Source organism: Nocardia sp. NPDC003183 (genome assembly GCF_053590715.1).
On record NZ_JBSFTG010000001.1, the window covers coordinates 740,344 to 763,722 of the forward strand.

A 23,379-nucleotide genomic window follows, 5' to 3' on the forward strand; every position below is an offset into this window, starting at 1 on the left:
AACGGGAATCAGAATCCCGGCAGCGGTAACGGTAACCAGGGAAATGGTGGCGGTAACCAGGGCAACAACGGGAATCAGAATCCCGGCAGCGGTAACGGTAACCAGGGAAATGGTGGCGGTAACCAGGGCAACAACGGGAATCAGAATCCCGGCAGCGGTAACGGCAATCAGGGAAATGGTGGCGGAAACCAGGGCAGCAACCCGAACCCCGGCAATGCACCCGAACCGCAGGCGCTTGTCCCGAAATCAGCTCCCGAAGCCCCGGCGCCCCGTGCAACCACCGAGTCCGAGAGTGCCCAGCCCGACACCGCCGAACCCGGTGGTGCACCGGGCAGCGACTCGCCGGGCGGTGGCGGCGCCGCACCGCCGACCGGATCAGCTCCCAATGGCGCCGGAGAGTCACCCCGGTCACCGGCCCCCGCCGGAGCAGGGGATCCACCCGCCGTGCCCACACCCGGCGGCGGTGCGGCGGTTCCCGCCCACGAGGTCCGACCCACCAGCGACACGGGGATCCTCCCCGAGCCGAATCTTCTCTCGGTGATCGGTGGCCTCATCGCTTTGGGGCTCGCCGGCGGCGGATCGGCCGTGGTCAGTTTTCAAGGCGCCGCCCAGGCGCAGGCACGTATCGCGGCCGCCCGAGCCGAGTTCTTCGGACCGCGAGCGTGATCGTGGGCATCGCCTTCGGCCCGCTTAATCGGCTGACTCGGTCGCGAGCGGCGGCTGATCTGGACTGAGAGGCGTTGCCGCCGTACCGGATCCGATGCGGACCGCTGCGGTTACTCGAGTTCGCCGATGTTGCCGATCACCCGGTTCAGTTGGACCCTGCCCTCGGACAGGTTGTAGGTGACACACGCGATGGCGAGTTTTCCGGCCTGGATCTTCTCGGCGATCGTGCTCGACCGTTGCGTCAGCAACAGGCCGGTCTCCTCCACGTGCCGTGCTTCGAGTTCGTCGACGGAGCTCAGTCCTTCGCGGCGGCCCAGCAGGATCGACGGGGTGACCCGTTCGACGACGCTTCGAATGAATCCGCCGGGCACGGCGCCGGAATCGAGGGCGTCGATCGTGGCGCGGACCGCACCACAGCTGTCGTGCCCCAGGACGACGATCAATGGCACATCCAGGACCGCGACACCGTATTCGATCGATCCGAGCACGGAGCCGTCGACGACGTGGCCGGCTGTGCGCACGACGAACATGTCGCCGAGGCCGCGGTCGAAGATGATCTCGGCGGCGACTCGGGAGTCGCCGCACCCGAACAGGATCGCGGACGGATGCTGCCCGGTGGTGAGTTCGGTTCGGTTCGCTGCGCCTTGGTTGGGATGCTGCAGTCGTCCTTCGACGAAGCGATCGTTTCCCTCGCGGAGGGTCTTCCAGGCGGCAACAGGACTCGTATGCGGCATATGTCCAGTTCTAACATGCGCTTGGATCGCGACCCGCGGGGTGGTCGGCTCCTTGGCTGTCGGTCGCGGACCGCTCACCCGGCGGACCCCGGTTTGCGACCGAGTAGAGGACGGATCGACGAACGCGCTCCACCGCACCCCGGCAAGGCCATTGCGAGCGGCCGGCCCGACCCCGCAGCGACGTATGCTGGTCGCGATCGGCGCCCAGGGCACCTTCGAGTACTTTCCGCCTCGAACCGGCTACGTGCCCACTGACAAGCGAGAAGGTCGTGTCGAAAAGCCCGAATGTGCGGTGGTTCTGGTCCGTCCTCACGCTCGTGACGTGTGGAGCGCTCTTGTGGGGGTGTGCCGCCTCCGTTGTCATGCCGAAACTGGACAAGGATCTGTCCGCCGAGGAGGCGCGACGGGTCATGGAACGGCGGAGTGTCTGGATACCCGACTCGTTCGAGTTGGTCAGCATGCGGCGGTTCGGGTGCCCGCCATTGGCGGGTATGTGCGGCTACGCAGGCAGCTATGTCGCACCAGCGGAACACTTCCCTGACTATCGGGCGATGTACACCGATTCGACGTATACCCAACCGCTGCAGAAGATTACCTGCGCCGAGCTGACCAAGCGGCTGGGATTCGAGCCGACGACCGAACGCACAGACTGGAACTTCGATTGCGCGAACGCGATCGAATTGTTCGCCAGCTCGCCCTATGGCGACATCAGAGCCGACTACCCCCAGGTGACGATCGTTCGGGACTCTCGGTTCGCCACAATCCACTTCTATTCACGTCCGAGCTGACGTGACCGGGGCTCTGACCAACTCGCCGATCAGATCGCGGGCTGGGCGCCGTCGTCGGTGCGGCCGCGGCGGCTTCCGGTGTAGGCGTTTTCGCGCAGCCAGTTCACCACTCGCGGCATCAATGTGACGTCGGCAGGATGGTTGAGGATCGGATCGAAGAAGTCGGTGCGGTATTCGCCCGGCTCGGCTCGCCGTAGGTCGAGTTCGCCGACGGTTTCGGGTGGGCGGCCGATGCCATCGGCGGTGATCGAGAACCGGATCACCCGGTCGTCGAGGTGATCGTCGAGGGCACGCAGGGACGCGGTATTCGGCAGGTCGTCGGTGTCGAGCGGTTCGGCGAAAAGCCAGACCGGTGGGGCGTCGGCGAATCGGTAGGGCAGCAGCGTGCCGAAACGGGCCGATGCCCAGGTACGAGCGGGGGTGATGACGAACCGGCCCATCGCACTGCGCCCGGTGGTCGCCAGCGCGAAGTCCCAGGGCCGTTCGTCGCGATCGAGTACCCGGAAAGCCAGCCCGAGTACGTCGGGCACGCCGCCGGGGCTGCCGATGCCTTTCGACTGCCGGGCGATGACCGCTCGGTCGCCGGGTCCGAACCAGGGCTCGTAGGCGCTGGTGGCACGGAATCGGCCCGCGAGGCGGACGCCGCGCGGGTGGAACACCCGTGCATGCCGCAACCGGGCCCCGGTCTGAAAGGTGGTGCGGACAACGGTGTTCGGCAGTTCGGCGACACGGTGCATATCGATCATCGGCGCTGGTCTCCTGTCACGGTGGTGGTCGTCGCCCGGGGCGCCGGCAGGCAGCCGCGGGCGATGATGCTCAGTCAGCCGTCCGCGTTGACGGCGTGGTCCATAGGGTGCGCCTACCCCCGGCGACGGAGCCCAATCGCTGTTCGGCGATCGGAAGTCGCCGATCCGCAGAGAAGAGTGTCGTCACCGCCGCGCTTGTTTCGAGCTCCAGCCTCGAACGTCAGCGATAGCTCAGGTATCGCCGGCCGCCACAATCGGGGCACCGGCGGAAACGAAATTCATTGCGGTGAAATCGAAACTGTTGGCATTGTCGACTCCTTAACATCGGCGATTCAGTCTGCTTGAATAGATATATGTGCAGATGGATGGCGTACGCGGGGGAGCCGATTCTCGCGGAAGAATTGTTGTTCACGCCGCGGCACTCGTTGATCGACCAGAGTTTGCATTCCCGACTCGGAGCCACGACGACCAATGGTGACGGTTTCGGCATCGGCTGGTATGGGAAGGGTGCAGAACCCGCGGTGTTCAAGAGTATCGAACCGGCGTGGAACGACCGAAATCTGCGTGAGGTCTCCGGTCAGATCCGCACGCCGTTGTTGTTCGCCCATATCCGCGCGTCGACCGGGACGCCGGTACAGCGCAGTAACTGCCATCCGTTTCGGCACGGTCGGTGGCTGTGGATGCACAACGGAGCACTGCGTGGCTTTCGCGAGGTCCGGCGCGACCTGGTCACCGCGATCGATCCGGCATTGTTTCCCGACCTCGAAGGATCGACGGATTCGGAAACCCTGTTCTATCTGGCGTTGACCTTCGGTCTCACCGAAGATCCACTCGGCGCGGTCGCCCGCGCGGTCGGATTCGTCGAAGACGTAGGCCGTGCGCACCAGGTGGAGAATCCGGTCCAGATGACGGTAGCGACGACCGATGGACAGTCGCTGTGGGTTTTCCGCTACTCCAGTGAACGTCAGTCGAGATCGCTGTTCTTCTCGACGAGGATCGCTCAGCTGCGCGCGCTGTACCCCGAGGTGGAAGTGCTGCACCGCCTCGGCGACCACACCCGTTTCGTGGTTTCCGAACCGTTGCGCGACCTTCCCGGCGCGTGGAGCGAAGTTCCCGAATCGTGTGCCGGAATCGTGCGGGCCGGGGCGGATGAACTCCTGGGGTTCGAGCCCGTTTCACCGGTCTGAGTCGGCGGATCGAGATCCGTGAAACCTCGCTAGATCGTAGCCATCGCCTCGGCGCTGTGCGGGTCCTCGCCGGTGACCTCGATCGGGTAGGCGCCGACAGTTTGCGCAGCGGCCTTCTCGACCAGCAGCGGAACGAAATCGCGGACACGGGCGTCGGCGAAGCGCTCGTGAATACGGCGAACCAGGAGCTCTATCCCCGCCGGTGGCTCTGCCGGAAAACGGGCGATCAAGCGTTCGATCACCTGATCGATCTGTACAGCTTCATTGTCGTCGCGCATCATCCACCCGCCTGCTCGCTCATAACTCGCTGGTCGTTGTCATCTGCTCCGCTGGGAATTGCCGATTTCGCACCCTTCGACGGTCAGTCGTGCGAGCACAGCGAAGACGTTCGCCGGGCCGCCTTCCCGTAGTGCACTGCGTTGCCGGACGGCACCGTTACCGCTGGTGAGCACTGCCGCCAGCGCGTCGCGGGTGAATTCGTAGTCACCGGATTCCTCCAGGGCGGAACGGACATGGCAGAGCAATTGGGCCAGGGCGTGGCGGCTATCCCGCCGACCCGCGATGGTCGTGGGGAATCGAGTGCTGGAGATCCCGTTGCGGGCGGCGTAGCGGCATGCTGAGCGCAGGTGCGTCCGGGTGATCGGATCGGCGAGGTGCCCACGGCCGATGGCGGCGACCGAGGTGATGACCAGGGCCCGCACCAGACTCGCCAACAGTGTCGTTTCCACGACGGTCGCGGGCACGTCGCTGATCCGGATCTCGATCGTCGGCAGGTGAGCCGACAATCGCACATCCCAATAGACCATCGCCGGGTCGAGAATCTGTCCGTCTTCGGCGAGTCCCGCGACGATGTCGTCGTAGTGCGCTGCCGAGCGGAAATACGGTGGTGGGCCCGAACTGGGCCACCGCGCCCACACCGTGTGGCGCCAACTGGCGTGCCCCGTATCGATGCCCTCGGCGATCGGGGAATTCGCTGTCAACGCCAACAGCGCGGGCAGCCAACGACGCAGGTGATTGCTGACCTGCACCGCGAGGTCGCGCTCGGGGACACAGACATGGACATGGCAACCGCAGGTCACCTGGTCGGCCAGTGCCTCGAAGTGTTCGGCTATGCGCTGGTATCTCGGCGTGTCGGTGATGGAACCTGCGGGCGGCCCCCAGATCGGTACCCCCACCGCCAGCGGAAGCGAGCCCGAGCGAGCCGCGGCGTCAACGATGGTGACTCTGGCTCGTCGAACCTCGCGGTGCACCGCCGCGATGCTCGCGCAGACGGGGGTGCAGGTTTCGATCTGGCACTGCGAGAGTTCCAGCTGCAATGCGCTGTCGGTTCCGGCTGCCGCGACGGTGGTGTTGGTCAGGCAAGGGCGCCCGGTGGCGGGGTCGATCAGCACGAACTCTTCCTCGACGCCGACGGTGAACGCACGCAGATCGTTGCGGTGTGACCGATCGCGTCGGTCGATCGACAGGGACGCCATCGTTCCTCCTGGTCGGCGTCGCGCCCACCGGTAGACGAGCTATCGGGGAGAGATCCGACGAGGACTCAGCGTTCGGGTCGCCAGGTGGAGACAGCCCAGATGATCACGACGCTCAGCGCGATGATCACGATGGACCATGCCGGGTAGTACGGCAGGGACATGAAGTTCGCGACGATGACCAGTGCGGCGATTCCCATCGCGCCGTACCGGCCCCACGTCGATCCGATCGCGAGGCCGACGCCACAGATCAAAGCGAGGGCGCCCAGCACGACATGAATCCAGCCCCACGTCGTGGTGTCGAACTCGTAGACGTATTCGATTCCGGCGACATACAACTTGTCGTCCGCGATCGCGGAGATGCCCTGCAGAATGGAGACCGCCGCCAAAATGACAAGCATGAACGCGGCGGCGATGGATATCCCCTCGGCGACCGCCTCGCGCTGGAAGGGCTCTTCCTCTGGGACGTTGTATACCGGTGACGGGTTGCCGGTCATGATCGACTCCTCGGTGATACTGAGGACCGCCCACCCGACGCCGTTGAATGGAAGCAGGTCCTGTCGGAAACTTCTACTTTTCGAATCGTCTGTCCGTGGACCACGCGTGGTGGCTATCATCGCGGTGAGGGGGGCTATTGGTGCGCGACGTTCTGCTCGGTGTCGCGGTGCATCATCGAGGATCGCATGCCCAGCGAAATTGTCTGCGGGAGTGCAGTATCCGCATTCCGTGGGTTGCTCAGAGTTTACCGGAGTGGATTCCTCTTAACAAGATGCGGCTGGACGAGATGCGGCAATCGGCATTCACTCGCAATAATTGCGGTCGCGGGTCAGGCGCGGGGAGCAAGCACTTCGTACGGTCGCTGTCGAACCATGCCAGCAGGGGCCGAACGGACGTCAGACCGCACCCGCCGGCTTGGGTACCTTGACGATGAACAGGCTGATCAGCAGGGCCGCTGCCGTGAAGATCACGGCAGCGATCACCGCGCTGGCCATGCCGTGCGCGAGGATGTCCTTGGTTCCGGTGTTCTCCTGGGCCCGCTCGGCGCGGGAGGACTGATAGATGGTGGTCAGAATGGCCACGCCCAATGAAAGTCCGAGCTGCTGGGTCGCTTGGAGCAGCCCGGACGCGGCGCCCATGTCGCGAGGCTCGAGTCCGCCGAGCACGGTCATGTTCAACGTGACGAAGGCCAGGCTCAGACCGGCGCCGAGCAGGATGAAGGGGCCGAGAACGCCGGTGAAGTAGTTGGTCGACGCATGGGTGGTGGTCAGCCAGATCGCCTCCAGCATCATCAGGACCACCCCGGTGAGCAATACCTGTTTGCGGCCGAATCGGGCGATCAGTCTCGGCGCCGACTTCGCCATGGCGAACTGGACCGAAGCCAGGGGGAGGAAGGCGATTCCGGCGATCAGCGGGCTGAAACCGAGTGCTTCCTGAATGTAGAGCGAGAGCAGGATGTAGGTGCCCGCCATGGCGGCCATCAGCAGGATGAATGTGAGGTAGGCGCCGGCCCGAACCGGATCGGCGAGCAGGCGCAACGGCATGATCGGGTGATCGGCGCGCCGTTCGACGCAGACGAATGCCGCGATGAGCACGATGCCGACAACGGTCGGTATCACGGTGGCCGGCGCGGCCCAGCCCTCGGACCCGCGAGTCAGCCCGTAGACGACGCCGACCATGCCGAGCGTGGACAAGATCGCCCCGAGGAGATCGAATGTGCCTGTGTGGCGCTCGGTTTCGGTCAGGTAGCGCAGCGCGAGAACGATGGTGAGCACGCCGATCGGCACATTGATGAAGAACACCAGACGCCAACTCAGGGTGGTGAGGATGCCGCCGAGGATCAGGCCGAGCGTGATACCGAATCCGGTGACCATGGAGAACACCCCGAGCGCACGCGTGCGCTCGGGCCCATCGGCGAACGTGGCGGCGATCATCGACAGGGCGGCGGGGCTCGCGAAGGCGAAGCCGACGCCTTGCAGTGCACGCGCGGCGATCAGCAAGCTCTCGTCGGGTGCGACGCCGCCGAGAATCGAGGCGGCGACGACAAGGCCGAGTCCCCAGATGAACATCCGGCGCCTGCCGAGAAGGTCGCCGGCCCGGCCGCCCAGAAGCAGCAGGCCACCGTAGGCCAGTGAGTAGGCACTGAACACCCAGGCGAGTGCCGGTCCGGACATGTCGAGTCCGGACCGGATTTCGGGCAGGGCGATATTGACGACATTGCTGTCGACCGCGACCATGAGCTGGCAGGTCACGATAATGCCCAACACGAACGACAGGCGGCGGTTGCGCCTGCCCGCGGTCTGCGTGGTCTCGTCGTGAGCTCGGGTGGCGGGCTGGGTATCTCGGCTGGTCATCGACATCCGTTCGAAGAATTCGGGGGAGAGGTCGAGCTGCTGCGCGGCACTGCGCGTCTGCTCTACGCTTGTAGGCTGAGATCAGCATAGGCACGGCCGCCTATTTCGTCTACAGATGTTGAGCGAGGTTGCGATGACAGGGCAGGAACTCGACGCGGCGACCGCGCCCGTCAGCCGGGCCGAGCGGCGCAGTCAGACCCGGCAGGTGATCCTGGACGCGGCGCGCGAGCTCTTCGCCGAGCGTGGTTACCTCGAGACCACGATTCGGGCCGTCGCGCAGCGCGCCGACGTCGATCCGGCGCTGGTGATGCAGCATTTCGGCGCCAAGAACGCGCTGTTCGATGCGGTCTCGGGCATTCCGATCACCCTCGACGACGCGTTGGAAGGCCCGCCGGAGGAACTCGGTGAACGCCTGCTTCGGCACGCCTTGGCGGATGTGGACCGCAAGGACGACCGAACGATGCCGGTACTGAGGTCGATGCTCACCCATCCGGAGGCGGCCCACGCCGTGCGCTGCGCGATCGTGAATCCGGAGACGAGTCCGTGGACGCGCGTGCTGGTCGGCCCGGATGCTGATCGGCGGTCCGCGCTGATCGGCACGCTGGTGCTCGGCGTGCTGGTCGCGCGTTACATGGTGCACATTCCCGGGGTGTCCGATGCACCGGCGGAGCGGTTGGTCGAGTTGGTCGGACCGTGCCTGCGCCCACTGGTGATGGATGGTGTGCCGCCGGAGCCGAAAGAGCCGTGCACGGCATTGGCGGCGCTGGCCGAAGCGGATGCCACGCGCCGGGCCGCTGCTGAACGGGTCGACGAGTGCGCCAGGATGGCGCTTGCCGCAGGCGCGTCCTACGGTGAGGTGGGTCGGCTGGTCGGGATCAGTCGACAGGCGGCCCGCAAGCGGTGGCCGACCGCCCCGGCCGTTGACAACTAAAGTTGTCACTTCGGCGCGACTTCGGCGAGGTAGGTTCAGTCCTCCCTGGATGACAACTTGAGTTGTCATGGTGGCTGTCCTGGAGGCACTCTGTGCTGGTTGCTCTCCGATGGTGTATCCGAGTCTCACGCACATTGCCGGCCGCCAGGCCCGACTTCTCGGCGTTGTCAGCCCAAACCGTGTTGTGTGCGTGGCGATCCGAAGTGGAGACGACTCGAGACTTGCTCTCTATGGTGGATCGATGGTGTCGGTAAAACAGATCCAGGTCACCTTCGACTGCGCGGAGCCTGAGCGTGTTGCTCGTTTCTGGTCCGAGGTGCTGGGGTACGAGCACAGGGGCTCGGCGTGCGTCGATCCCTCAGGTGTGGGCCCGCGCCTGTATTTCCAGCGCGTGCCCGAGGGGAAGGTCGTGAAGAACAGACTTCACATCGACGTGCGGGTCGGCACCGGGCTCGTGGGTGAGGAGCGCGTCGCCGCACTCGAAGCCGAATGCGCACGGCTGATCCCGCTCGGCGCGGTACGCCTGCGACTACTGCGTGCCGATGGCGTCAATGAATCGTGTCTGGTGATGCAGGACGTCGAGGGCAACGAGTTCTGTCTCGACTGAGTAGCTGAGACCGCCGCTCCCGGCGACTGACGCCTCTCTTCGAATGTCCGCACCGTAGAGCTATGAACGGCAAACGATGGTATCGATGGCAGGACGTCGACTCCCGCGTCAGGCTGGGGTCACAGGTAGGGAGAGCCATGACCGCGATAGCCAGGTTCGGTGCGATCGCCCTCGACAGCCGGGACGCCCGACACCTCGCCCAGTTCTACCGGGCGTTGCTGGATTTCGAAATCCGTTACGAGTCCGACGATTTGGTGGTGCTGCGCGGATCGGGGGTGACGCTGACGATCGAACGAGTGGCGGACCACATACCGCCGGAGTGGCCCGGCAATCGGGTACCCAAGCAGATGCACCTGGATCTGTTCGTGACTGATCTCGATGTCTCCGAGGCTGCGGCGATCGGCTGCGGTGCGGTAAAGGCACAGTTCCAGCCCGCACCGGATCGCTGGCGCGTTCTGCTCGACCCGGCGGGACATCCGTTCTGCCTCACGATGCCGCCCAATCCTGACTAGGCACATCAGCTTGTCCCGCCCGTGTTCTCGCTGATCAGGCCGGGTATCAGTCGGTGCGGAGTCGGGCGTGCAGGTGCATGTCGTGGCGGCCGTCACTGTGGCGGCCGGCGCCACGCAGCGTGCCCTCGAAGGGGAATCCGCATTTGGCTGCGACCCGGCACGATGGCAGATTGTGGACCGAGTGGGTGAGCTCGATCCGGTCGAATCCGACGTCGTGAAAAGCCCAACGGGTCAGCATGTTTGCGGCGCGAGGCGCGATGTGGTGCCCGCGCCGGGCGGGCAGGGTCCAGTAGGCGAGTTCGGTGACGCTCTCGGTGAGGTCCGACTGCCGCAATCCGATGCGTCCGGCGACCTCTCCGTTGCTGGTGACGGCCCATTGACCGTTGCCGCTGGACCAAGCCGAGCGCCATTGGTGAATCCATTGGCGAACCTGCTCGATGGACTCGGCCGTCCGAACATGCCACTGCCGGATCGCGGGGTCTTGGAATGCCGCGTAGACGGTGGGCGCATCGGCGACGGTCCAAGGCCGCAGCGTCAGCCCATCGGCCGCGGTGAGCGTGGGCTGATCGGTGGCGAACGCAGCGGGATCGACCACTGCCGACATCAACTCGGGCATTCCAGCATTGTCCCCGTCGAGTCCGGCGAAGATGGGCTGTTGGAACCAGCCAGGCTGAATCAGTTCTGCCGGTGTAACAATGGCGGCCTCGATGTCGCGAATCCGACTTCGGAACTTCTGTATGACACGAGGCCGACACCGTGCGGCGGAACAGCCCAGCGACCTGTCCTCTGTCGCGCCTTCCGCGAACCATCAGTTTGCTCGGCGGGTGTAGCAGTCAGCGGCTGGCAAGTGCCGAGCGGCCAGGTGGGTTGAGCGTGAGTGTTCCACTGTCGGTGTCGAGTTCGGCGAAAGTACCGAGAGGTATCGCGTGCGGATCTGGTCCGTGACCGAATTCCAGGCCTCCGAGGATCGGTTTGCCGAGGGGGACAAGGCGGTCGCGCAGGACGTCGATGAGGTTCCAGCCGCGGTCGGTGTAGTCCTCGAACCCGTGGAACCTTCCCAGGGCGAACGCTCGGATACCGTCGAAGGCTCCGGATCGGATCAGCTGGGTGAGTTGGCGGTCGATCTGTCCGAGCCCGATTTGGCGTTGGGCTTCGATGAGGACTATGGAGTCGGTGAGGTCGGGCAGGCCTGCACCGACCATGCCTGCCATGGCCGCCAGCGAACCTCCCATCGCGAATCCCTGCGCGCGCCCGGCTGATTCGACCGCGACCGACATCAGTTTCGAGTTGCGCTCGAGCACGTATGGTCGCGGGCTGGTCAATAGATGGTGAACGGTTTCGGTCGATCGGCGGCCTGCGAGGCAGCCATGGACGCCTGGGACGCGGCAGTTCTGCCAGATCGCCAGATGTAGGTAGGTGATGTCGCTGAATCCGACAAGGGGTTTCGGGTCGGCGCGGATAGCGTCGTAGTCGAGTCCGTCGAGGAGACGGTAGGCGCCTGCCCCGCCTCGCGTTGTGATGATCGCTCGAACATCGGGATCGGTGTAGGCGGTGTTGAGGTCTGCGAGTCGGTCGGCGTCTCGCCCTGCCATATAACCGTGCTGGTCCAACGCGTGGTCTCCGACTTCGACCCGAAGACCTCGATCCTGCAGGGTCTGGGTCAGTTGCAGGATCGAGGAAGCTTCGTCGGGGAAACTGGCCGGTGAGACCAGGCGAACGGTGTCACCCGAACGAAGACGCGGCCACGACCGTACGGCGAGTTCGTGCGATCGGCTCATAGGCCAGCGACTGTAGCGCCGCGGTCCGTTCCTTCCGGTCAGAAACGCTCGAGGCCGTAGAGTTCGGTCCCGGACGAATCGAAAACGGAGGCGTGCTCGGCATCTGTGAACTCGACGCGGTATTTCGCTCGATTGGGGCTCTGCGTCACTATCAGCGTGTACCGGCCGTCCGCATCGGGTTTGCTGGAGATCGAGCATGTCATCGGTCCGCCGATGTCGAGCGGTTCGCCGTTGTTGTAGAAGAATCCGTCGCATCGGCCACCGTCGGAACCGAAGGTTTTTGTTCCGGTACCGTCGGATGCTGTCCACGTGCCTGCCATGGCCTCTGCGCCACCACCCGGCTGTGGACCGGAGCTCGGATCGCTCATCAACCGGTCGGCGGAGAAGCCGAGCAGCGCAACCGCACCGACGACGACGAACGTCGCGAGGACCGGGTGGCGCTTGGCCTGATGCACGATCTTGCTCTTCACAGTGACCGGGCCGGTGGCGCTGATATCGCCCATCACACCGGCGAAAGTGCCGGAGTTGTTGTACCGCGACCCGGAACCGGCCGGGGCAGGTGGCGGAGTCGGCGGTGCGGTCAGCCGGTCGAGTTCGGCACTGAAGCCGCTGTCGCCGGCGACCGCTACCGAAAGGGACCGTTCGGCGGCGACCTGCGTGGCCGAGGACACCGCACCACGGGTCGCGCGGGCCTCGTTCAGCAGCTGCTGGACGGCCGGGTCGCCACCGAGTTTGGCAACCACCGCGTTGCGTACTCGATTCACCGCGAGGTCCAGCGCTTCGTCGGTGAGTCCATTGATGGGTTTCCCGACCCGGTTGGCCTTGCCGACCGCCCAAGCGATCAACATGGCGACGGCAATTTCCACGGTCATTGCGTATTCACCTTTCCCGAAATGCGGATCCGGCCGCGGTGGTCCGCGGCCGGCGGGTTCAGCCCCATGTTCCGGAGTCCCAGTCGACGGCGTCGTCGATCGACTCCGCGCCGTTGCGGCCTGCCTTGCCGCCGGTGTCCTTGCTGAATCCGAAGGTGCCGCAGTAGGAATCCACTTCTCTGCGCACACCGATGGTGTTGGCGGTGGACAGAGTCTGCAGATCATGGTCGGCCAGAAGGTCGTCGAGGGTGTCGTTCTGGTCCTCGTAGCTCATCGCGGCGAACTCCGAACAGGTCACATCCTTGGGGTCCTGCCCGCACGAGACGAGTGTCAGAGCCGAGAGGATGCCTGCGGTCACCGGAAGAATGCGTCGGAATGTCATGTGTGGTCCGCTCCCTGTCAACGATTGAGGCCGGCGAAGAGGACGAGCCCACCGACGATGGGGAGCGCGTAGAACCAATCCGTCATGAAATAGCTGCCACGCGAGAACGCGATATATCCGCCGTACCCGACCGATAGCAGACCCAGGGCGATCAGCACGATCGCGCCGGAACCGTAGAAATTGAATCCGGCTACACAGAGCATGATTCCGAAAACCGCTACGAACAATGCGTTGACAAATCGCATTCGATATCCTCTTATCCGTTTTCCGATGGGCGGAGGTGCGCCGATTCGAGCGCACCCCGCCCGGCGCCCGAATCGGCGGGCCTTCTCGTGACGACGCCTTGGGCGTTGCCGAATCGAGGATGCACGGCCGCGGCGGCGTTCCGGCGCGTGGCGTGGAAACGCTGAAAAACGCTGAACGCCACTGGAAAAGGAGAGGTCGGCCTCAGGCGAACAGCGTGGGGTTTCCCCAGGCCAGAGCCGGTAGTTTGCTGGGGCGCCCGACAGCGGCACCCAAGCCTGCCAGCATCGGATTGGCGACCGTGTCAGGCCGATAGGCGACCAGGCGCAACCGCAGGACATCGCTCACGTCGTAGCGAATCCGCGCCGGTTCACCATGGGCCACCTCGACCTGTTTCTGCGCCTCGCCGTCGAGGAAGACCTGGAAGTAGCCGATCTGCCGCGCGTCCACGGCGTCGTCGAGGACGCCGACCACGGTTTCGAACTCCCGAAACGACCGGCGCAGGTTGTACTCGATCGGGCTGCGTGGGTCGCCACAGAAGTTCGCGCAGCGGTGAACAATGCTGTTGCCGTAGTGGATTCCGTTGAGATCGGCTCCGGTGATCTGCAGATCCGGGCCTCGCGTGATCGGGTCGAAAGCGTCGGTCAGCAGCTGTGCCTTGCGTTTACGCGGTGCGTCGGCACCCTGCGGTTCGGTGCGGCGACTACCCCACTGCGGGCCGACCCATGTGCCGCGACGCGGGGCAGGGTGTTCGGTGACTCCGCTGAACGCCGCGAGCAGATCGTTGATGCCCTCGGTGGTGAATTCGCTGATCTCGTAGTGGGTGGTGGAATGGGCGGCCAGGAACACCGGGACATCGTCGACCGAGCGGCCCGGGAGAATGACCGGCAGGATCCGTCGGGTTTCCCCGCGCAGATCTCTGGTGAGGCCGTTGCGGATGATCGCCGCCTCGAACTGCGCGCCTCGACCCTCGTCCGCGGCGGCAGTGCCGTCCGCGCGACGTTTGTAGGCGGGGGAGGCGATGACGAGGACGAAGTCCGCGTTGGTCAGTTGCTCGATGGCCCACAGCGACCAGTCGCGGCGCTCGTAGTCGTCCCAGGCGTCGAGCCGGACGTCGACGCCCGCCTCGCTGCGCAGGAATGTGCTGAACTCGCGCACCAGTTCCTTGTGCTGGGGTGAGTCGTGCGAATAGGAGACGAACACCCGGGGAGCCACGCTGTCGGAAGCCGCCGGGGTGGTCGCGTCCTGCTCGGTACTCACTGGAGCGCGGTAGGCTGCTCAGCAGCCCGTGCCGGTGCCATCGTTGTCCTGTTCTTCATTTCTTCCCTTCTGATAGACGTCCCGAATACGTTCTGCCCGAGCGGAATACGATTCACAGACACCACGATCTCCACCCGTCCGAAACCGGTGACGGCCCAGAATGGTAGGCGACCGGGACCGTGTTCCGGGCCGCATCGCGACAGGAATTCACCACACCGGATCCGGCGCGGCGTGTAGCGCCCGCGCCAACCGGGATTCCGCCGGAACGGTCAGGTCCCAGGTGAGGGGCAGCGGGAGTATGCGGTGGTGTCGGTGGTCGATACCGAAGCGATCCAGCAATGTCGACCTGCCACTGTCGAATTCGTCGGTGCGCTCGGCTAGCACAATCGGCGCCTGTGTCGGATACAGCAGCGGGAACAGCAGCGTCAACTCCAGTCCCGCCGTGCGCATCACCACCGTGACATGGACGACTCCCTCGACATCGACAGTCCTCGGTGTGGAGGCCGAGGTGCCGAGTGCTGTCGCGAGACTGGTGCAGTCGCGACCGACCGGCAGGATCTGAACTCGGGCGGGACGGACCTCGACCGTCCCCAGCGGGGTCGGCACCGAGACGAAGACCGACAGGAGGCCGTTGGGCAGCAGCACCTGGTGGTCGCTCGTGCGCTGATTCTGGTGCGTGACAATCGGAGTGACGTACCTTCCGAGCCAGGGGGTCAGGCGGAGGCAATCGGTGAAGGCCGCCAGGTCGTCGACCGAGGGATGTTCCGCGCCCTTGGCGTGCGAGTGCACGATTCCCTTGAGTTCGAGGTCGGGCTCGGTTTCTTCTATTCGGTTGAGTGCCCGCCGGAACGCGGGCGAGATGCGGAAGGTCGTCGCGGTCGAGATCGCGTCCGGGTCCGGAAGGAACGCCGTGATCACGGGCAGCCCCAACGGGCCGAGCAGTCCGCCGCCACGTTCCGGCGGGTGGGCGGCGACGTGCCGGTCGATCGAGGTGAGGACGGAGTCGACGAGCGAGACGTGGCGAAACACCCCGCTCACGCGCCCCGGTGGACATCGCGCCGGGACCTGTTGCGGTCCACGGGTAGTCGATGTCGCGCCATCGCGGTCGCCGCGTCGAACGTCTCGGTGGTGACCTGCGAGAACTGGCGGTCGAAGAGTTCTTCTGTTCTGTCCACCAGCAGAATTCGCCCGTCGGTGTCCAGCACCAGACCGTACGGATGGGACGGAGCGGCACTCGCCCCCGCCGTGGTGTCGTCGAAGGGGATGTGTTCCAGGGATTTCGGTCGACTCATCGCATCGGACACGGTCGTCTCCTTCGGTAGACTGAGCCGTCATGCCAGCACGATCGAGGTGCGAGGCGCCTGGGGTTCTGGAAAGCTCTCGAAAACCCTGAGCGGTGCTGTGCGGTCCGAGCAGGAGGCTGACGATGGGCGGCAGGGAGAGAACGCCGGAGATGGAACGATTCGCCGGTGAGCTGAAAGCCGCCGCACTGCGAGCCGAGAAGACGCACGGTCGAGTGGAATGCTCGCGAATAGCCAAGCAGCTCAACGTTTCTACGAGCAGTGTGTATGCCTACCTGAAGGGAAACACGCTGCCGAGCACTGGGCGTCTCGACATACTGCTGGCGGCACTGCACATCTCGGGGGCCGATGCCAAGCGGCTGACCGATCTGCGCGACACGCTCGAGATCGAGCGGCGCGGCGAGTCCGGCGATATCACGAGAACCGCCGATGACGGTCGCGAGCCCGAGACCGAGCCCTCGGCACGGGTAGTGAACCATCACACCCACCTGCCACGCGACATCGCGGTTCTGCACGGTCGCGAACGCGAACTCGACCAGGTGATCGCGATAGCGGGTGCCGGTAGCGCGGTCTGTGTGCTGTCGGGTCTCGCAGGTGTGGGCAAGACCGCCCTCGCGGTTCGCGCAGCCCGACGTTTGCTGCCCCGATTCCCCGACGGCTGCCTGTTTCTCGACCTGCACGGTTACGCCGCAGGGCCGGTCGTGGCAGCGGAAGTGGCCGCGGGAGCGCTGCTGCGCCAGCTGGGTCTCGCTCCTGAATCGGTGCCCGCTCAACCGGATTCGCGGATCTCGCTGCTGCGGGAGATGCTCGCCGCGGGGCAGTATCTCGTCCTGCTCGACAATGTTCTGGACGCGGCCCATGTAGCGCCGCTGCTGCCGGGAACGGGCGCCTCCGCGATCCTGGTCACCGGCCGCGGGACGCTCAACGGACTCGACGAGGTGGACCGAGTGCCGATCGGACGGCTGGCGGACGCGGATTCGGTAGCGCTGCTCGATCGCCTCACGGGCGGGCTGCCCGCTGAGCGCACACCGACTCCTCAGCAGAGCGCCGCGATCGCACGGCAGTGCCACGGTCTGCCGGTGGCTGTGCGGATCGCCGCGGCGATCTTGCGTAGCGAGATGTGGCCGACATCCGCGGAAGGGGGCGCCGAGCCCCGGGTCGAACTGGAGATGCTGCACGACGGCGATCGCGATGTCGAGACTTTGTTCGAGTACTCCGTGGCTCGCCTGCCAGCGGATTCGGCGCGCGCGTTCACGGTGCTCGGCCTGCACCCGGGAACGAGTTTCGATCTCGGGAGCGGCGCGGCGCTGATGGGCGTGGAGCCCTCGGCGATGTGGCGGCACCTGCGCCTGCTGGTCGAGGTGAGTCTGCTCGAACCCGACGCGCGCGGGCGATACCGATTCCACGATCTGTTGCGCGACTTCGCGCGTCGTCGCGCCGCCGCGTACTTCGACGATGTCACCACGCGGGCAGCCGTCACTCGCCTCGTCGACCGGTACACCGTGTTCGCCGATGGCATGGACCGGATCCTGACCCCGTCTCGGCACCGCGCGCAGATGGCGCCCAGCTCGCCCTGCGTCGACGCGACGGTGTCGACCTACCCCGAGGCCATGCAGGCGATGACCGCCGAACGCGACAACGTGGCCGCCGTGGCACGTGCCGCGACCCGGCACGGGCTCGACGAGCAGTGCTGGCAGCTCGCCTTCGCGGTGCGTGGGTTCGCGTTCATCACCAAGGACATCGAGTTGTGGACCGAGACCCATCGGCTGGCCGTGGCCGCTGCGGTCCGGGCCGGCAATCACTACGCGGAAGCTGTGACCTGCAACAATCTCGGTCTCGCCGCGATGACCGCCGGTGACGACGTGGCCGCCGCGGCGCTGTACGAGCGAGCCCGGCTGCGGTTCGTGCGTCTCGGTGATCGGCACGGCGAACACACCGCTGTGGCCCACCAGGCATGGGTGCACGTGCGCAGGCGGGATTTCGCGGAGGCGCTGGAGCTCAGCCTCCGCGCACTCGCGTTCGTCGACGTGCACGGCACTCCGCGCAACAGGGCCATCCTGTTGCGTGATACCGCCCTCATAGAGGTGAACCTCGGCCGATTTCTCGACGCCGTGCCGAGGCTGCTGAACGCGTCGGAGATGTTCCGGACGTTCAACCTGTTCGTCGACGAGGCCATGACCTCGAATGTGCTCGGCGACGCCTATCTGGCGCTGGACGATCTCGCGGACGCGTGGGAGGCCTTCGACCGCGCTGTCGCGCTCGGGCGCATGGCGGGCAGTGCCGTCGAGCAGGCTCGTGGCCACGACGGGCTCGGGAAGGTCGCGGTCGCCCGGGGTGAACCGGCGGTCGCGCGACAACACTGGCGCATCGCGATCGATCTGTGCACCCAGGTTCGTGACACTGCTCGGGTCGCGGAGATCGCGGCCCGGGCCGAGAAGCTCGAGTCTCGTTCAGCGGGGGCGACTCCTGTCGAAAGTCGGCTGGAAAACTCTGTAATCGCCTGAACAGCAGCACTATCCCGCTTCGGCCTCGTCGTCACTACGGTGAAATCCGTGAACATGGTCGCCACTCTCATCACGGCCGTGACGACCGTCGCGGTCGCCGGACTCGCCTACCTGCTCAACCAGCGCGGCCAGCTCGCGCAGGAACGCCGACAGGCGCGATTGCTCAGGATCAGCAGGCAGATTCGTGAGCTGTACGGTCCGCTGCACGTCATGGTCGACATCAACGAGCGCATCTGGGAGAAGCTGCGTGAATCGCAGTTGCCCGCCGCGTCCCACCGCCGTCCCGACCTCGCCACCGACAACTGGCGTCGGTGGCGCGACCACGCGTTGATGCCGGTGAACCGGGCAATGCGTGATCTGATCATCGAACACGCCGATCTCGTACCGGATTACCAAGTTCCGGAACCGCTGCTGACGTTCTGTTCGCATGTCGCGTCCGTCGAAGTGCAACTGGCCGCCGAATCCGACGGCGTGCACGTTCGGTCCCTGGTGCCGCACCCGGGTGCGACCTACGTGCGCTATGTGCGCGACACCTACGGACAACTCAAAACCGAACAACAGAAGCTGGTTCGCGCGGTGGATTGACCCGACCGACCGGAATTCAATTCCGAACGGTATCGATTCGGGCGGTCCGATTTCGCCGATCAGGTTGCGGCAGAACAAATAGTGACGTATTTATCTACCCGGTGAGTGTGCTGTCGGCAACGCTGCCGCGAACAGTGCCACCACTGTCATGAATCTGGACTGGAGCATGTCGTGAGTTTCATCAAAGCGAGGCGATCGCGATGGCTGGCCGCCACGACGGTGTCGGCCTTGGCAGTCGCAGCTCTCGCGAATGCCGAAGGCGCGTTGTCGTTTCTGGAGCGACTCACCTCGGCGACCTCGGCATCGCCGGACCCGACGTCGACGGACGAGCGCACTCTGCCCACCGCCGCGCCGACGCTCACCACGTCCGTCACTCCCACGTCGAAACTCGTGTCCCCGACGGTTGCGCCCTCCGCCGGGTGGTACGAGCTGACCTCGTACCGATCCGTTACCTGGAACAACGGATTCGACCCGGTCGATCCTGTTCGGATCGGTTCGGCGAGCTTCCCGAGCAGCATTGTCGGGTACTACCCGTCCACGACGTCGGACCCGATGAACCGCGCGATATGGACGGTGGGCGGCAAGTGCGATCGCTTCTCGGTCTGGATCGGCAAGGACGCCGATTCCGCGTCGTCCGACGGTGTGGGCCGTTTCGTTGTGCAGACCGATGATCGAGAGGCCTTCGCGGGCGAGATGTCGATGGCGGACGCCGCCCGCGAGGTCGACCTCGACATCTCCGGTGTCGTCCGGCTGACGTTGCTCGACACGAGGCGATCCCAGGATGCCAAGAACGCGTGGGGAAAGCCCCGGGTGCACTGCACTGAGCCACCCGGTCGCAAGCGCTGAGCAGGCGTCGGCGAGGTAATTCTTTTCGTCAAAGTTACTACTTCAGCAAACTATCGGCTGAGTGTGGATTTCCCGCACTCCGTACATCGGAAGAGAAAATGACTTCACGGATCGGAACAGTCGAAAAGGATCGCGCTCTGGCGCTTCTCAACGAGCATCAGGCGGCCGGTCGCATCGATCTCCGGGAATTCGATATGCGGGCTCAACAGATCACCTCCGCGGTCACCCAAGCGGACCTGGACGCCATCTTCGCGGACCTGCCGTCGCCCGCGGACGACCGACGCAACCCGTGGCTGGTCGCCACCGTCGCGTTGGGGATCACGTGTGTCCTGCTGATCGGCGCGGTGGTGGTACTGGCCACGCAGCGCTCGTCCGCCACGACGAGCGAAGTAGCGGCGCCTGTTTCCACGACCACGTCGCGGGCGAGTGTCGTTGCCGCCGCTCCGACCTCGTCTCGATCTGCTACGGCCACTTCGACTTCGACGACGACCTCGAGTTCCACTTCGGGCGCCCTGTCGGATGTGAGCACCGATGCGGTGCAGTACGTGATGGATTTCAAAGCACTGTCGGGAGGAAAGTACTCGGATCTCGATGTCGGGCCGAGCCAGGTGTCGGGGACCTCCTACAGTCGCTCTGTCCTGCTCGAGCCCTACCGCGAGCAGCTGGCGTTCGTCGAGTACGACCTGGGACGCAAGTTCACCCGGCTCGACGGAGTGCTGGGCATTCAGGACGATTCGACGCCCAGCGACATCGCTGTTCAGTTCCAGATCTACGCCGACGGAGCGCTGCTCACCGATGTGGTGGTGAAACTGGGTGCCACGGTGCCGGTCCATCTCGAATTCGACAAGCCGCTGCGCCTACGGCTTCAAGTGACCGATACGACCGGCGGTAACTGCGTCGGGGTCTTCGGAGATCTGCGCGCCACCCGATAGTCGTCGTCGGTAGTGTCAGCACTACCGCGTATCGGGGAGTCGGCAGGCTTCTCGTGGCAGGGCGTTCTCCCTAGTTTCATGGGATGCGGATGAAACTTGCGATGCTGGGGATGACGGTCTCGATAGCCACGTCGTGCGGCGTGGACACTTCGCCCGGTGCCACGGAAACGGGCCGGGCGGAGATCACCGCCGTGCTGAACAGCGCGGTGCGCCAAGGCTATCCGGGAGCTCAGGCGGTGATCACCGACAAAAGTCATACCTGGACAGTCACCGCAGGTGTGGCCGACGTGGCCACCGGCAGGTCGTTTTCCGACGATGATCGGCTCCGGATTGCCAGCAACACCAAGCCGTTCGTCGCCACCGTGATGCTGCAGTTGGTGGCCGAGGGCAAGGTCGAGCTGGATGCGCCGGTGGAACGGTATCTGCCGGGCGTGGTGCATGGGCCGGGTATCGACGGCAATCGGATCACGATCCGAAACCTGTTGCAGCACACCAGTGGACTGCCCGAGTATGCGGCCGAGTTCGGGGCGCCGCCCAAGCCTGGCCAGGTCGCGGGCCTCACCGAGCAAGTCCGCTGGGGGATAACGGATATCGCCCAAGTGGTCCGCAACGCGCTCACCGCGCCAGCCGATTTCGAGCCCGGTGCGCAATGGGCATACTCCAACACCAACTACGCCATCGCCGGGATGGTGATCGAGCAGATCACCGGAAACCCGGTAGGCACTGAGGTCACCCGTCGCATCATCGAGCCCCTCGGCTTGCGCAACACCTACTACCCGAGTCCTGATGAAGTCGACATCCGCGGCCCACATCCGAAGGGGTACACCGAGATCGGTGGCGTACAAGTCGACTACACCAGCCAGAACGTCTCGTGGGCCGGCGCGGCCGGTGCGATGGTCGCCTCCGGCGCGGACCTGAACCATTTCTTCCTCGCCCTGTTGGATGGAGAGCTGCTCCCGTCCGCGCAATTGGCGGAGATGAAGAATGTCCGGCCTACCGGAGTGGACAGCACATGGGCCTACGGTCTCGGCCTGGCGCGAATCACGATGTCGTGCGGCAACGAGCTCTGGGGTCATACCGGCGGTCTGTCGGGCACCGTGACCTATGACGGCGTAGTCCTCACCACAGGCCGTGCCGTCACCATCGCCCTCAACCAGGACCTGATGGATGACCGCTACCAGGAAGGTTCGCGCGCTTTGGACGCTGCTGCCTGCTCGGCACCCTAGGGCCTGTGTCGAAGTCCTCTCCGGCCGGGTGCGGGACGGTCTGCTGTGGGCACCGGCACGAGATGCCCACAGCAGCACCATCACTCAGGCATCGACGGACACGGTGGCCGACCGGAGGTCGGGCAGGCCGAGGTTGTCTCGCAGGGTGGTTCCGGTGTACTCGGTGCGGAGGGCGCCGCGGTCTTGGAGCAGCGGGACCACGCGGTCGACGAATTCGTCCAGGCCGGTCGGGACGAGGTGGGAACCGAGGATGAAACCATCGGAGCCGTCGCTGCTGACGAAATCGTCGATCTTCTCCGCGACCCGGGCCGGTGTTCCGACGATCGGACCGCGCTCGAACTGGTCGATCACCGTTTCGCGCAGGGTCAGCTTCTTGGCCTCGGAGACCTCGCGCAACCGTTTGACCGTGGCGAAACGGTCCTGGTGGAGGAAGGCGCGGCCCTGGATGAACGGCGCCGCGTCGGGATCGGGCTCGATATCGGGGATCGGGCCCTCCGGGTCGTAGCCGGACAGGTCCCGGTTCCAGATCTGTTCGAGCAGGATCAGCGCGGTCTGTCCGGTGACCTGTTCGTTGCGGATGGCGTGGTACTTCTCGATCGCCTCGGCTTCGGTGTCGCCGAGGACGAAACTCGCCGACGGCAGGATCTTGATGTCGTCGGGTGAGCGCCCGGCCGCTACCGCGCGAGCCTTGATGTCGCGATAGAAGTCCGCGGCCTCGGGAAGCTTGCCGTAGGGGGAGAAGATGGCGTCGGCATTGGCCGCGGCGAAATCGCGTCCCTGTGGTGAGACGCCGGCTTGCAGGATCACCGGCCTGCCCTGCGGGCTACGCGGCACCGTGAACCGGCCGGAGATGTCGAACTGCCGGCCACGGAACTCGAACGCACCGGCATCGGGCCGGGCCAGGAATCGCCCGCTGTCCTTATCGGCGACGATATCGTCGACGTTCCACGAATCCCACAGGGCTCGAACAGCATTCAATGTCTCCTCGGCCCGCACGTACCGGTCGGCCGGGTCGAGGAAGCCGCCACGCCGGAAGTTCTGTCCGGTGAACGCGTCGAAGGACGTGACCACGTTCCAGGCGGCGCGTCCGCCGGAGAGGTGATCGAGAGTGGCGAACTGCCGAGCGAGTTCGTAGGGCTCGTTGAACGTGGCGTTGATGGTGCCCGCGAGGCCGAGGTGCTCGGTGACCGAGGCGATGGCGGCCAGCACGCCGAAGGTGTCGGGACGGCCGATGATGTCCTGGTCGAAGATCTGGCCCGCACGTTCACGCAGGATGAGACCTTCGGCGAGGAAGAAGAAGTCGAACTTGCCGCGTTCGGCGGTGCGCGCGGTGTGTTCGAAGGAGCTGAAATCGATCTGGCTGCCCGCCTGCGGGTGCCACCAGGCGGTGTGATGGTTGACGCCGCCGAGGTAGGCGCCGAGGATGACCTGCTTGCGGGGTGTACTCATCGGTGGG

General features: G+C 65.3%; 25 protein-coding genes and 1 pseudogene. 11 read left to right on the forward strand and 15 right to left on the reverse strand.

Features of this window, described 5'->3' with window-relative positions; translation table 11 throughout:
- Window positions 1–666: pseudogene (locus tag ACWDXS_RS03340) on the forward strand (hypothetical protein); the annotation flags it as partial.
- A gap of 110 nt (window positions 667–776) precedes the next feature.
- Here ACWDXS_RS03340 and ACWDXS_RS03345 read toward each other — a convergent pair.
- A complete protein-coding gene (locus ACWDXS_RS03345; RefSeq protein WP_378990360.1) occupies window positions 777–1,400 on the reverse strand; it encodes a carbonic anhydrase in 624 nt (207 codons plus the stop codon).
- Between the two features lie 551 nt (window positions 1,401–1,951).
- Here ACWDXS_RS03345 and ACWDXS_RS03350 point away from each other — a divergent pair.
- Window positions 1,952–2,188: a hypothetical protein gene (locus ACWDXS_RS03350; protein WP_379317677.1), complete on the forward strand. Its 237-nt coding sequence runs from the start codon at window positions 1,952–1,954 to the stop codon at window positions 2,186–2,188.
- Window positions 2,189–2,217: 29 nt separating this feature from the next.
- Here the strand turns inward: ACWDXS_RS03350 and ACWDXS_RS03355 are convergent, their stop codons facing one another.
- A complete protein-coding gene (locus ACWDXS_RS03355) occupies window positions 2,218–2,934 on the reverse strand; it encodes a phosphodiesterase (protein ID WP_378990358.1) in 717 nt (238 codons plus the stop codon).
- A gap of 365 nt (window positions 2,935–3,299) precedes the next feature.
- Here ACWDXS_RS03355 and ACWDXS_RS03360 point away from each other — a divergent pair, with 365 nt between their 5' ends.
- Entirely contained in the window at window positions 3,300–4,121 is an 822-nt protein-coding gene (locus tag ACWDXS_RS03360) for a class II glutamine amidotransferase (protein WP_449961488.1), read from the forward strand.
- Between the two features lie 29 nt (window positions 4,122–4,150).
- Here ACWDXS_RS03360 and ACWDXS_RS03365 read toward each other — a convergent pair whose 3' ends face one another.
- The 4 genes from ACWDXS_RS03365 to ACWDXS_RS03380 form a co-directional block, all read right to left on the reverse strand.
- Window positions 4,151–4,402 carry a three-helix bundle dimerization domain-containing protein gene (locus ACWDXS_RS03365; protein ID WP_387448294.1) on the reverse strand — a complete coding sequence of 84 codons (252 nt, stop codon included), beginning with the start codon at window positions 4,400–4,402 and terminating at the stop codon, window positions 4,151–4,153.
- Between the two features lie 36 nt (window positions 4,403–4,438).
- Window positions 4,439–5,596: a carboxylate-amine ligase gene (locus ACWDXS_RS03370; RefSeq protein ID WP_449961492.1), complete on the reverse strand. Its 1,158-nt coding sequence runs from the start codon at window positions 5,594–5,596 to the stop codon at window positions 4,439–4,441.
- Window positions 5,597–5,661: 65 nt separating this feature from the next.
- Window positions 5,662–6,090 (reverse strand): DUF7144 family membrane protein, encoded by a 429-nt coding sequence (locus ACWDXS_RS03375; RefSeq protein WP_378990354.1) that lies wholly within the window; start codon window positions 6,088–6,090, stop codon window positions 5,662–5,664.
- Window positions 6,091–6,486: 396 nt separating this feature from the next.
- Window positions 6,487–7,944 carry an MFS transporter gene (locus ACWDXS_RS03380; protein WP_449961496.1) on the reverse strand — a complete coding sequence of 486 codons (1,458 nt, stop codon included), beginning with the start codon at window positions 7,942–7,944 and terminating at the stop codon, window positions 6,487–6,489.
- Window positions 7,945–8,059: 115 nt separating this feature from the next.
- Here ACWDXS_RS03380 and ACWDXS_RS03385 point away from each other — a divergent pair, with 115 nt between their 5' ends.
- The 3 genes from ACWDXS_RS03385 (at window position 8,060) to ACWDXS_RS03395 (ending at window position 9,994) form a co-directional block, all read left to right on the forward strand.
- Entirely contained in the window at window positions 8,060–8,875 is an 816-nt protein-coding gene (locus ACWDXS_RS03385) for a TetR/AcrR family transcriptional regulator (RefSeq protein ID WP_449961499.1), read from the forward strand.
- Between the two features lie 241 nt (window positions 8,876–9,116).
- On the forward strand, window positions 9,117–9,482 hold the full coding sequence (locus ACWDXS_RS03390) for a VOC family protein (protein WP_378990351.1): 366 nt from the start codon (window positions 9,117–9,119) through the stop codon (window positions 9,480–9,482).
- Between the two features lie 137 nt (window positions 9,483–9,619).
- Window positions 9,620–9,994 carry a VOC family protein gene (locus ACWDXS_RS03395; protein ID WP_387448282.1) on the forward strand — a complete coding sequence of 125 codons (375 nt, stop codon included), beginning with the start codon at window positions 9,620–9,622 and terminating at the stop codon, window positions 9,992–9,994.
- A 46-nt stretch (window positions 9,995–10,040) separates the two neighbouring features.
- Here the strand turns inward: ACWDXS_RS03395 and ACWDXS_RS03400 are convergent, their stop codons facing one another.
- From ACWDXS_RS03400 to ACWDXS_RS03435, 8 genes are all read right to left on the reverse strand, one after another.
- A complete protein-coding gene (locus ACWDXS_RS03400; protein ID WP_449961503.1) occupies window positions 10,041–10,610 on the reverse strand; it encodes a GNAT family N-acetyltransferase in 570 nt (189 codons plus the stop codon).
- Between the two features lie 217 nt (window positions 10,611–10,827).
- Window positions 10,828–11,772 carry a S66 peptidase family protein gene (locus ACWDXS_RS03405; RefSeq protein ID WP_449961506.1) on the reverse strand — a complete coding sequence of 315 codons (945 nt, stop codon included), beginning with the start codon at window positions 11,770–11,772 and terminating at the stop codon, window positions 10,828–10,830.
- A 38-nt stretch (window positions 11,773–11,810) separates the two neighbouring features.
- Window positions 11,811–12,644 (reverse strand): hypothetical protein, encoded by an 834-nt coding sequence (locus tag ACWDXS_RS03410; RefSeq protein WP_449961508.1) that lies wholly within the window; start codon window positions 12,642–12,644, stop codon window positions 11,811–11,813.
- 58 nt (window positions 12,645–12,702) lie between these two features.
- The gene (locus ACWDXS_RS03415; RefSeq protein WP_387448270.1) at window positions 12,703–13,026 is read right to left on the reverse strand and encodes a hypothetical protein; all 324 of its coding nucleotides are present in this window, start codon (window positions 13,024–13,026) and stop codon (window positions 12,703–12,705) included.
- 17 nt (window positions 13,027–13,043) lie between these two features.
- Entirely contained in the window at window positions 13,044–13,271 is a 228-nt protein-coding gene (locus tag ACWDXS_RS03420) for a hypothetical protein (RefSeq protein ID WP_378653145.1), read from the reverse strand.
- A 202-nt stretch (window positions 13,272–13,473) separates the two neighbouring features.
- A complete protein-coding gene (locus tag ACWDXS_RS03425; RefSeq protein ID WP_449961513.1) occupies window positions 13,474–14,529 on the reverse strand; it encodes an SEFIR domain-containing protein in 1,056 nt (351 codons plus the stop codon).
- 207 nt (window positions 14,530–14,736) lie between these two features.
- Entirely contained in the window at window positions 14,737–15,567 is an 831-nt protein-coding gene (locus ACWDXS_RS03430; RefSeq protein WP_449961515.1) for a Mov34/MPN/PAD-1 family protein, read from the reverse strand.
- Window positions 15,564–15,833 (reverse strand): hypothetical protein, encoded by a 270-nt coding sequence (locus tag ACWDXS_RS03435; protein ID WP_449961518.1) that lies wholly within the window; start codon window positions 15,831–15,833, stop codon window positions 15,564–15,566. Before ACWDXS_RS03435 ends, ACWDXS_RS03430 begins: the two co-directional genes overlap by 4 nt.
- Before the next feature lie 122 nt (window positions 15,834–15,955).
- Between ACWDXS_RS03435 and ACWDXS_RS03440 the strand changes: the two genes are divergently transcribed.
- The 5 genes from ACWDXS_RS03440 (at window position 15,956) to ACWDXS_RS03460 (ending at window position 21,923) form a co-directional block, all read left to right on the forward strand.
- Window positions 15,956–18,334, forward strand: a complete 2,379-nt coding sequence (locus tag ACWDXS_RS03440) for an NB-ARC domain-containing protein (protein WP_449961521.1) — start codon at window positions 15,956–15,958, stop codon at window positions 18,332–18,334.
- A gap of 48 nt (window positions 18,335–18,382) precedes the next feature.
- Window positions 18,383–18,919, forward strand: a complete 537-nt coding sequence (locus ACWDXS_RS03445) for a hypothetical protein (protein ID WP_378990338.1) — start codon at window positions 18,383–18,385, stop codon at window positions 18,917–18,919.
- A 171-nt stretch (window positions 18,920–19,090) separates the two neighbouring features.
- Complete coding sequence (locus tag ACWDXS_RS03450) at window positions 19,091–19,765, forward strand: NPCBM/NEW2 domain-containing protein (RefSeq protein ID WP_449961524.1); 675 nt, start codon at window positions 19,091–19,093, stop codon at window positions 19,763–19,765.
- Window positions 19,766–19,863: 98 nt separating this feature from the next.
- Entirely contained in the window at window positions 19,864–20,697 is an 834-nt protein-coding gene (locus ACWDXS_RS03455; protein WP_449961527.1) for a DUF1707 domain-containing protein, read from the forward strand.
- Between the two features lie 83 nt (window positions 20,698–20,780).
- Window positions 20,781–21,923, forward strand: coding sequence for a serine hydrolase domain-containing protein (locus ACWDXS_RS03460; protein ID WP_449961530.1), 1,143 nt, complete (start codon window positions 20,781–20,783; stop codon window positions 21,921–21,923).
- 84 nt (window positions 21,924–22,007) lie between these two features.
- Here the strand turns inward: ACWDXS_RS03460 and ACWDXS_RS03465 are convergent, their stop codons facing one another.
- The gene (locus ACWDXS_RS03465) at window positions 22,008–23,372 is read right to left on the reverse strand and encodes an NtaA/DmoA family FMN-dependent monooxygenase (RefSeq protein WP_378990333.1); all 1,365 of its coding nucleotides are present in this window, start codon (window positions 23,370–23,372) and stop codon (window positions 22,008–22,010) included.
- Window positions 23,373–23,379 lie beyond the last annotated feature (7 nt).

Excerpts from the sequence above, each read along its gene's own strand:
- ACWDXS_RS03465 (WP_378990333.1), bottom strand. The coding sequence starts at position 23,372 with ATGAGTACACCCCGCAAGCAGGTCATCCTCGGCGCCTACCTCGGCGGC.
- ACWDXS_RS03365 (WP_387448294.1), bottom strand. The coding sequence starts at position 4,402 with ATGATGCGCGACGACAATGAAGCTGTACAGATCGATCAGGTGATCGAA.
- ACWDXS_RS03395 (WP_387448282.1), top strand. The coding sequence starts at position 9,620 with ATGACCGCGATAGCCAGGTTCGGTGCGATCGCCCTCGACAGCCGGGAC.
- ACWDXS_RS03460 (WP_449961530.1), top strand. The coding sequence starts at position 20,781 with ATGCGGATGAAACTTGCGATGCTGGGGATGACGGTCTCGATAGCCACG.
- ACWDXS_RS03370 (WP_449961492.1), bottom strand. The coding sequence starts at position 5,596 with ATGGCGTCCCTGTCGATCGACCGACGCGATCGGTCACACCGCAACGAT.
- ACWDXS_RS03380 (WP_449961496.1), bottom strand. The coding sequence starts at position 7,944 with ATGACCAGCCGAGATACCCAGCCCGCCACCCGAGCTCACGACGAGACC.
- ACWDXS_RS03405 (WP_449961506.1), bottom strand. The coding sequence starts at position 11,772 with ATGAGCCGATCGCACGAACTCGCCGTACGGTCGTGGCCGCGTCTTCGT.
- ACWDXS_RS03420 (WP_378653145.1), bottom strand. The coding sequence starts at position 13,271 with ATGCGATTTGTCAACGCATTGTTCGTAGCGGTTTTCGGAATCATGCTC.
- ACWDXS_RS03455 (WP_449961527.1), top strand. The coding sequence starts at position 19,864 with ATGACTTCACGGATCGGAACAGTCGAAAAGGATCGCGCTCTGGCGCTT.
- ACWDXS_RS03410 (WP_449961508.1), bottom strand. The coding sequence starts at position 12,644 with ATGACCGTGGAAATTGCCGTCGCCATGTTGATCGCTTGGGCGGTCGGC.
- ACWDXS_RS03350 (WP_379317677.1), top strand. The coding sequence starts at position 1,952 with ATGTACACCGATTCGACGTATACCCAACCGCTGCAGAAGATTACCTGC.
- ACWDXS_RS03415 (WP_387448270.1), bottom strand. The coding sequence starts at position 13,026 with ATGACATTCCGACGCATTCTTCCGGTGACCGCAGGCATCCTCTCGGCT.
- ACWDXS_RS03390 (WP_378990351.1), top strand. The coding sequence starts at position 9,117 with ATGGTGTCGGTAAAACAGATCCAGGTCACCTTCGACTGCGCGGAGCCT.
- ACWDXS_RS03440 (WP_449961521.1), top strand. The coding sequence starts at position 15,956 with ATGGGCGGCAGGGAGAGAACGCCGGAGATGGAACGATTCGCCGGTGAG.
- ACWDXS_RS03355 (WP_378990358.1), bottom strand. The coding sequence starts at position 2,934 with ATGATCGATATGCACCGTGTCGCCGAACTGCCGAACACCGTTGTCCGC.
- ACWDXS_RS03345 (WP_378990360.1), bottom strand. The coding sequence starts at position 1,400 with ATGCCGCATACGAGTCCTGTTGCCGCCTGGAAGACCCTCCGCGAGGGA.
- ACWDXS_RS03375 (WP_378990354.1), bottom strand. The coding sequence starts at position 6,090 with ATGACCGGCAACCCGTCACCGGTATACAACGTCCCAGAGGAAGAGCCC.
- ACWDXS_RS03400 (WP_449961503.1), bottom strand. The coding sequence starts at position 10,610 with ATGCCCGAGTTGATGTCGGCAGTGGTCGATCCCGCTGCGTTCGCCACC.
- ACWDXS_RS03360 (WP_449961488.1), top strand. The coding sequence starts at position 3,300 with ATGGCGTACGCGGGGGAGCCGATTCTCGCGGAAGAATTGTTGTTCACG.
- ACWDXS_RS03385 (WP_449961499.1), top strand. The coding sequence starts at position 8,060 with ATGTTGAGCGAGGTTGCGATGACAGGGCAGGAACTCGACGCGGCGACC.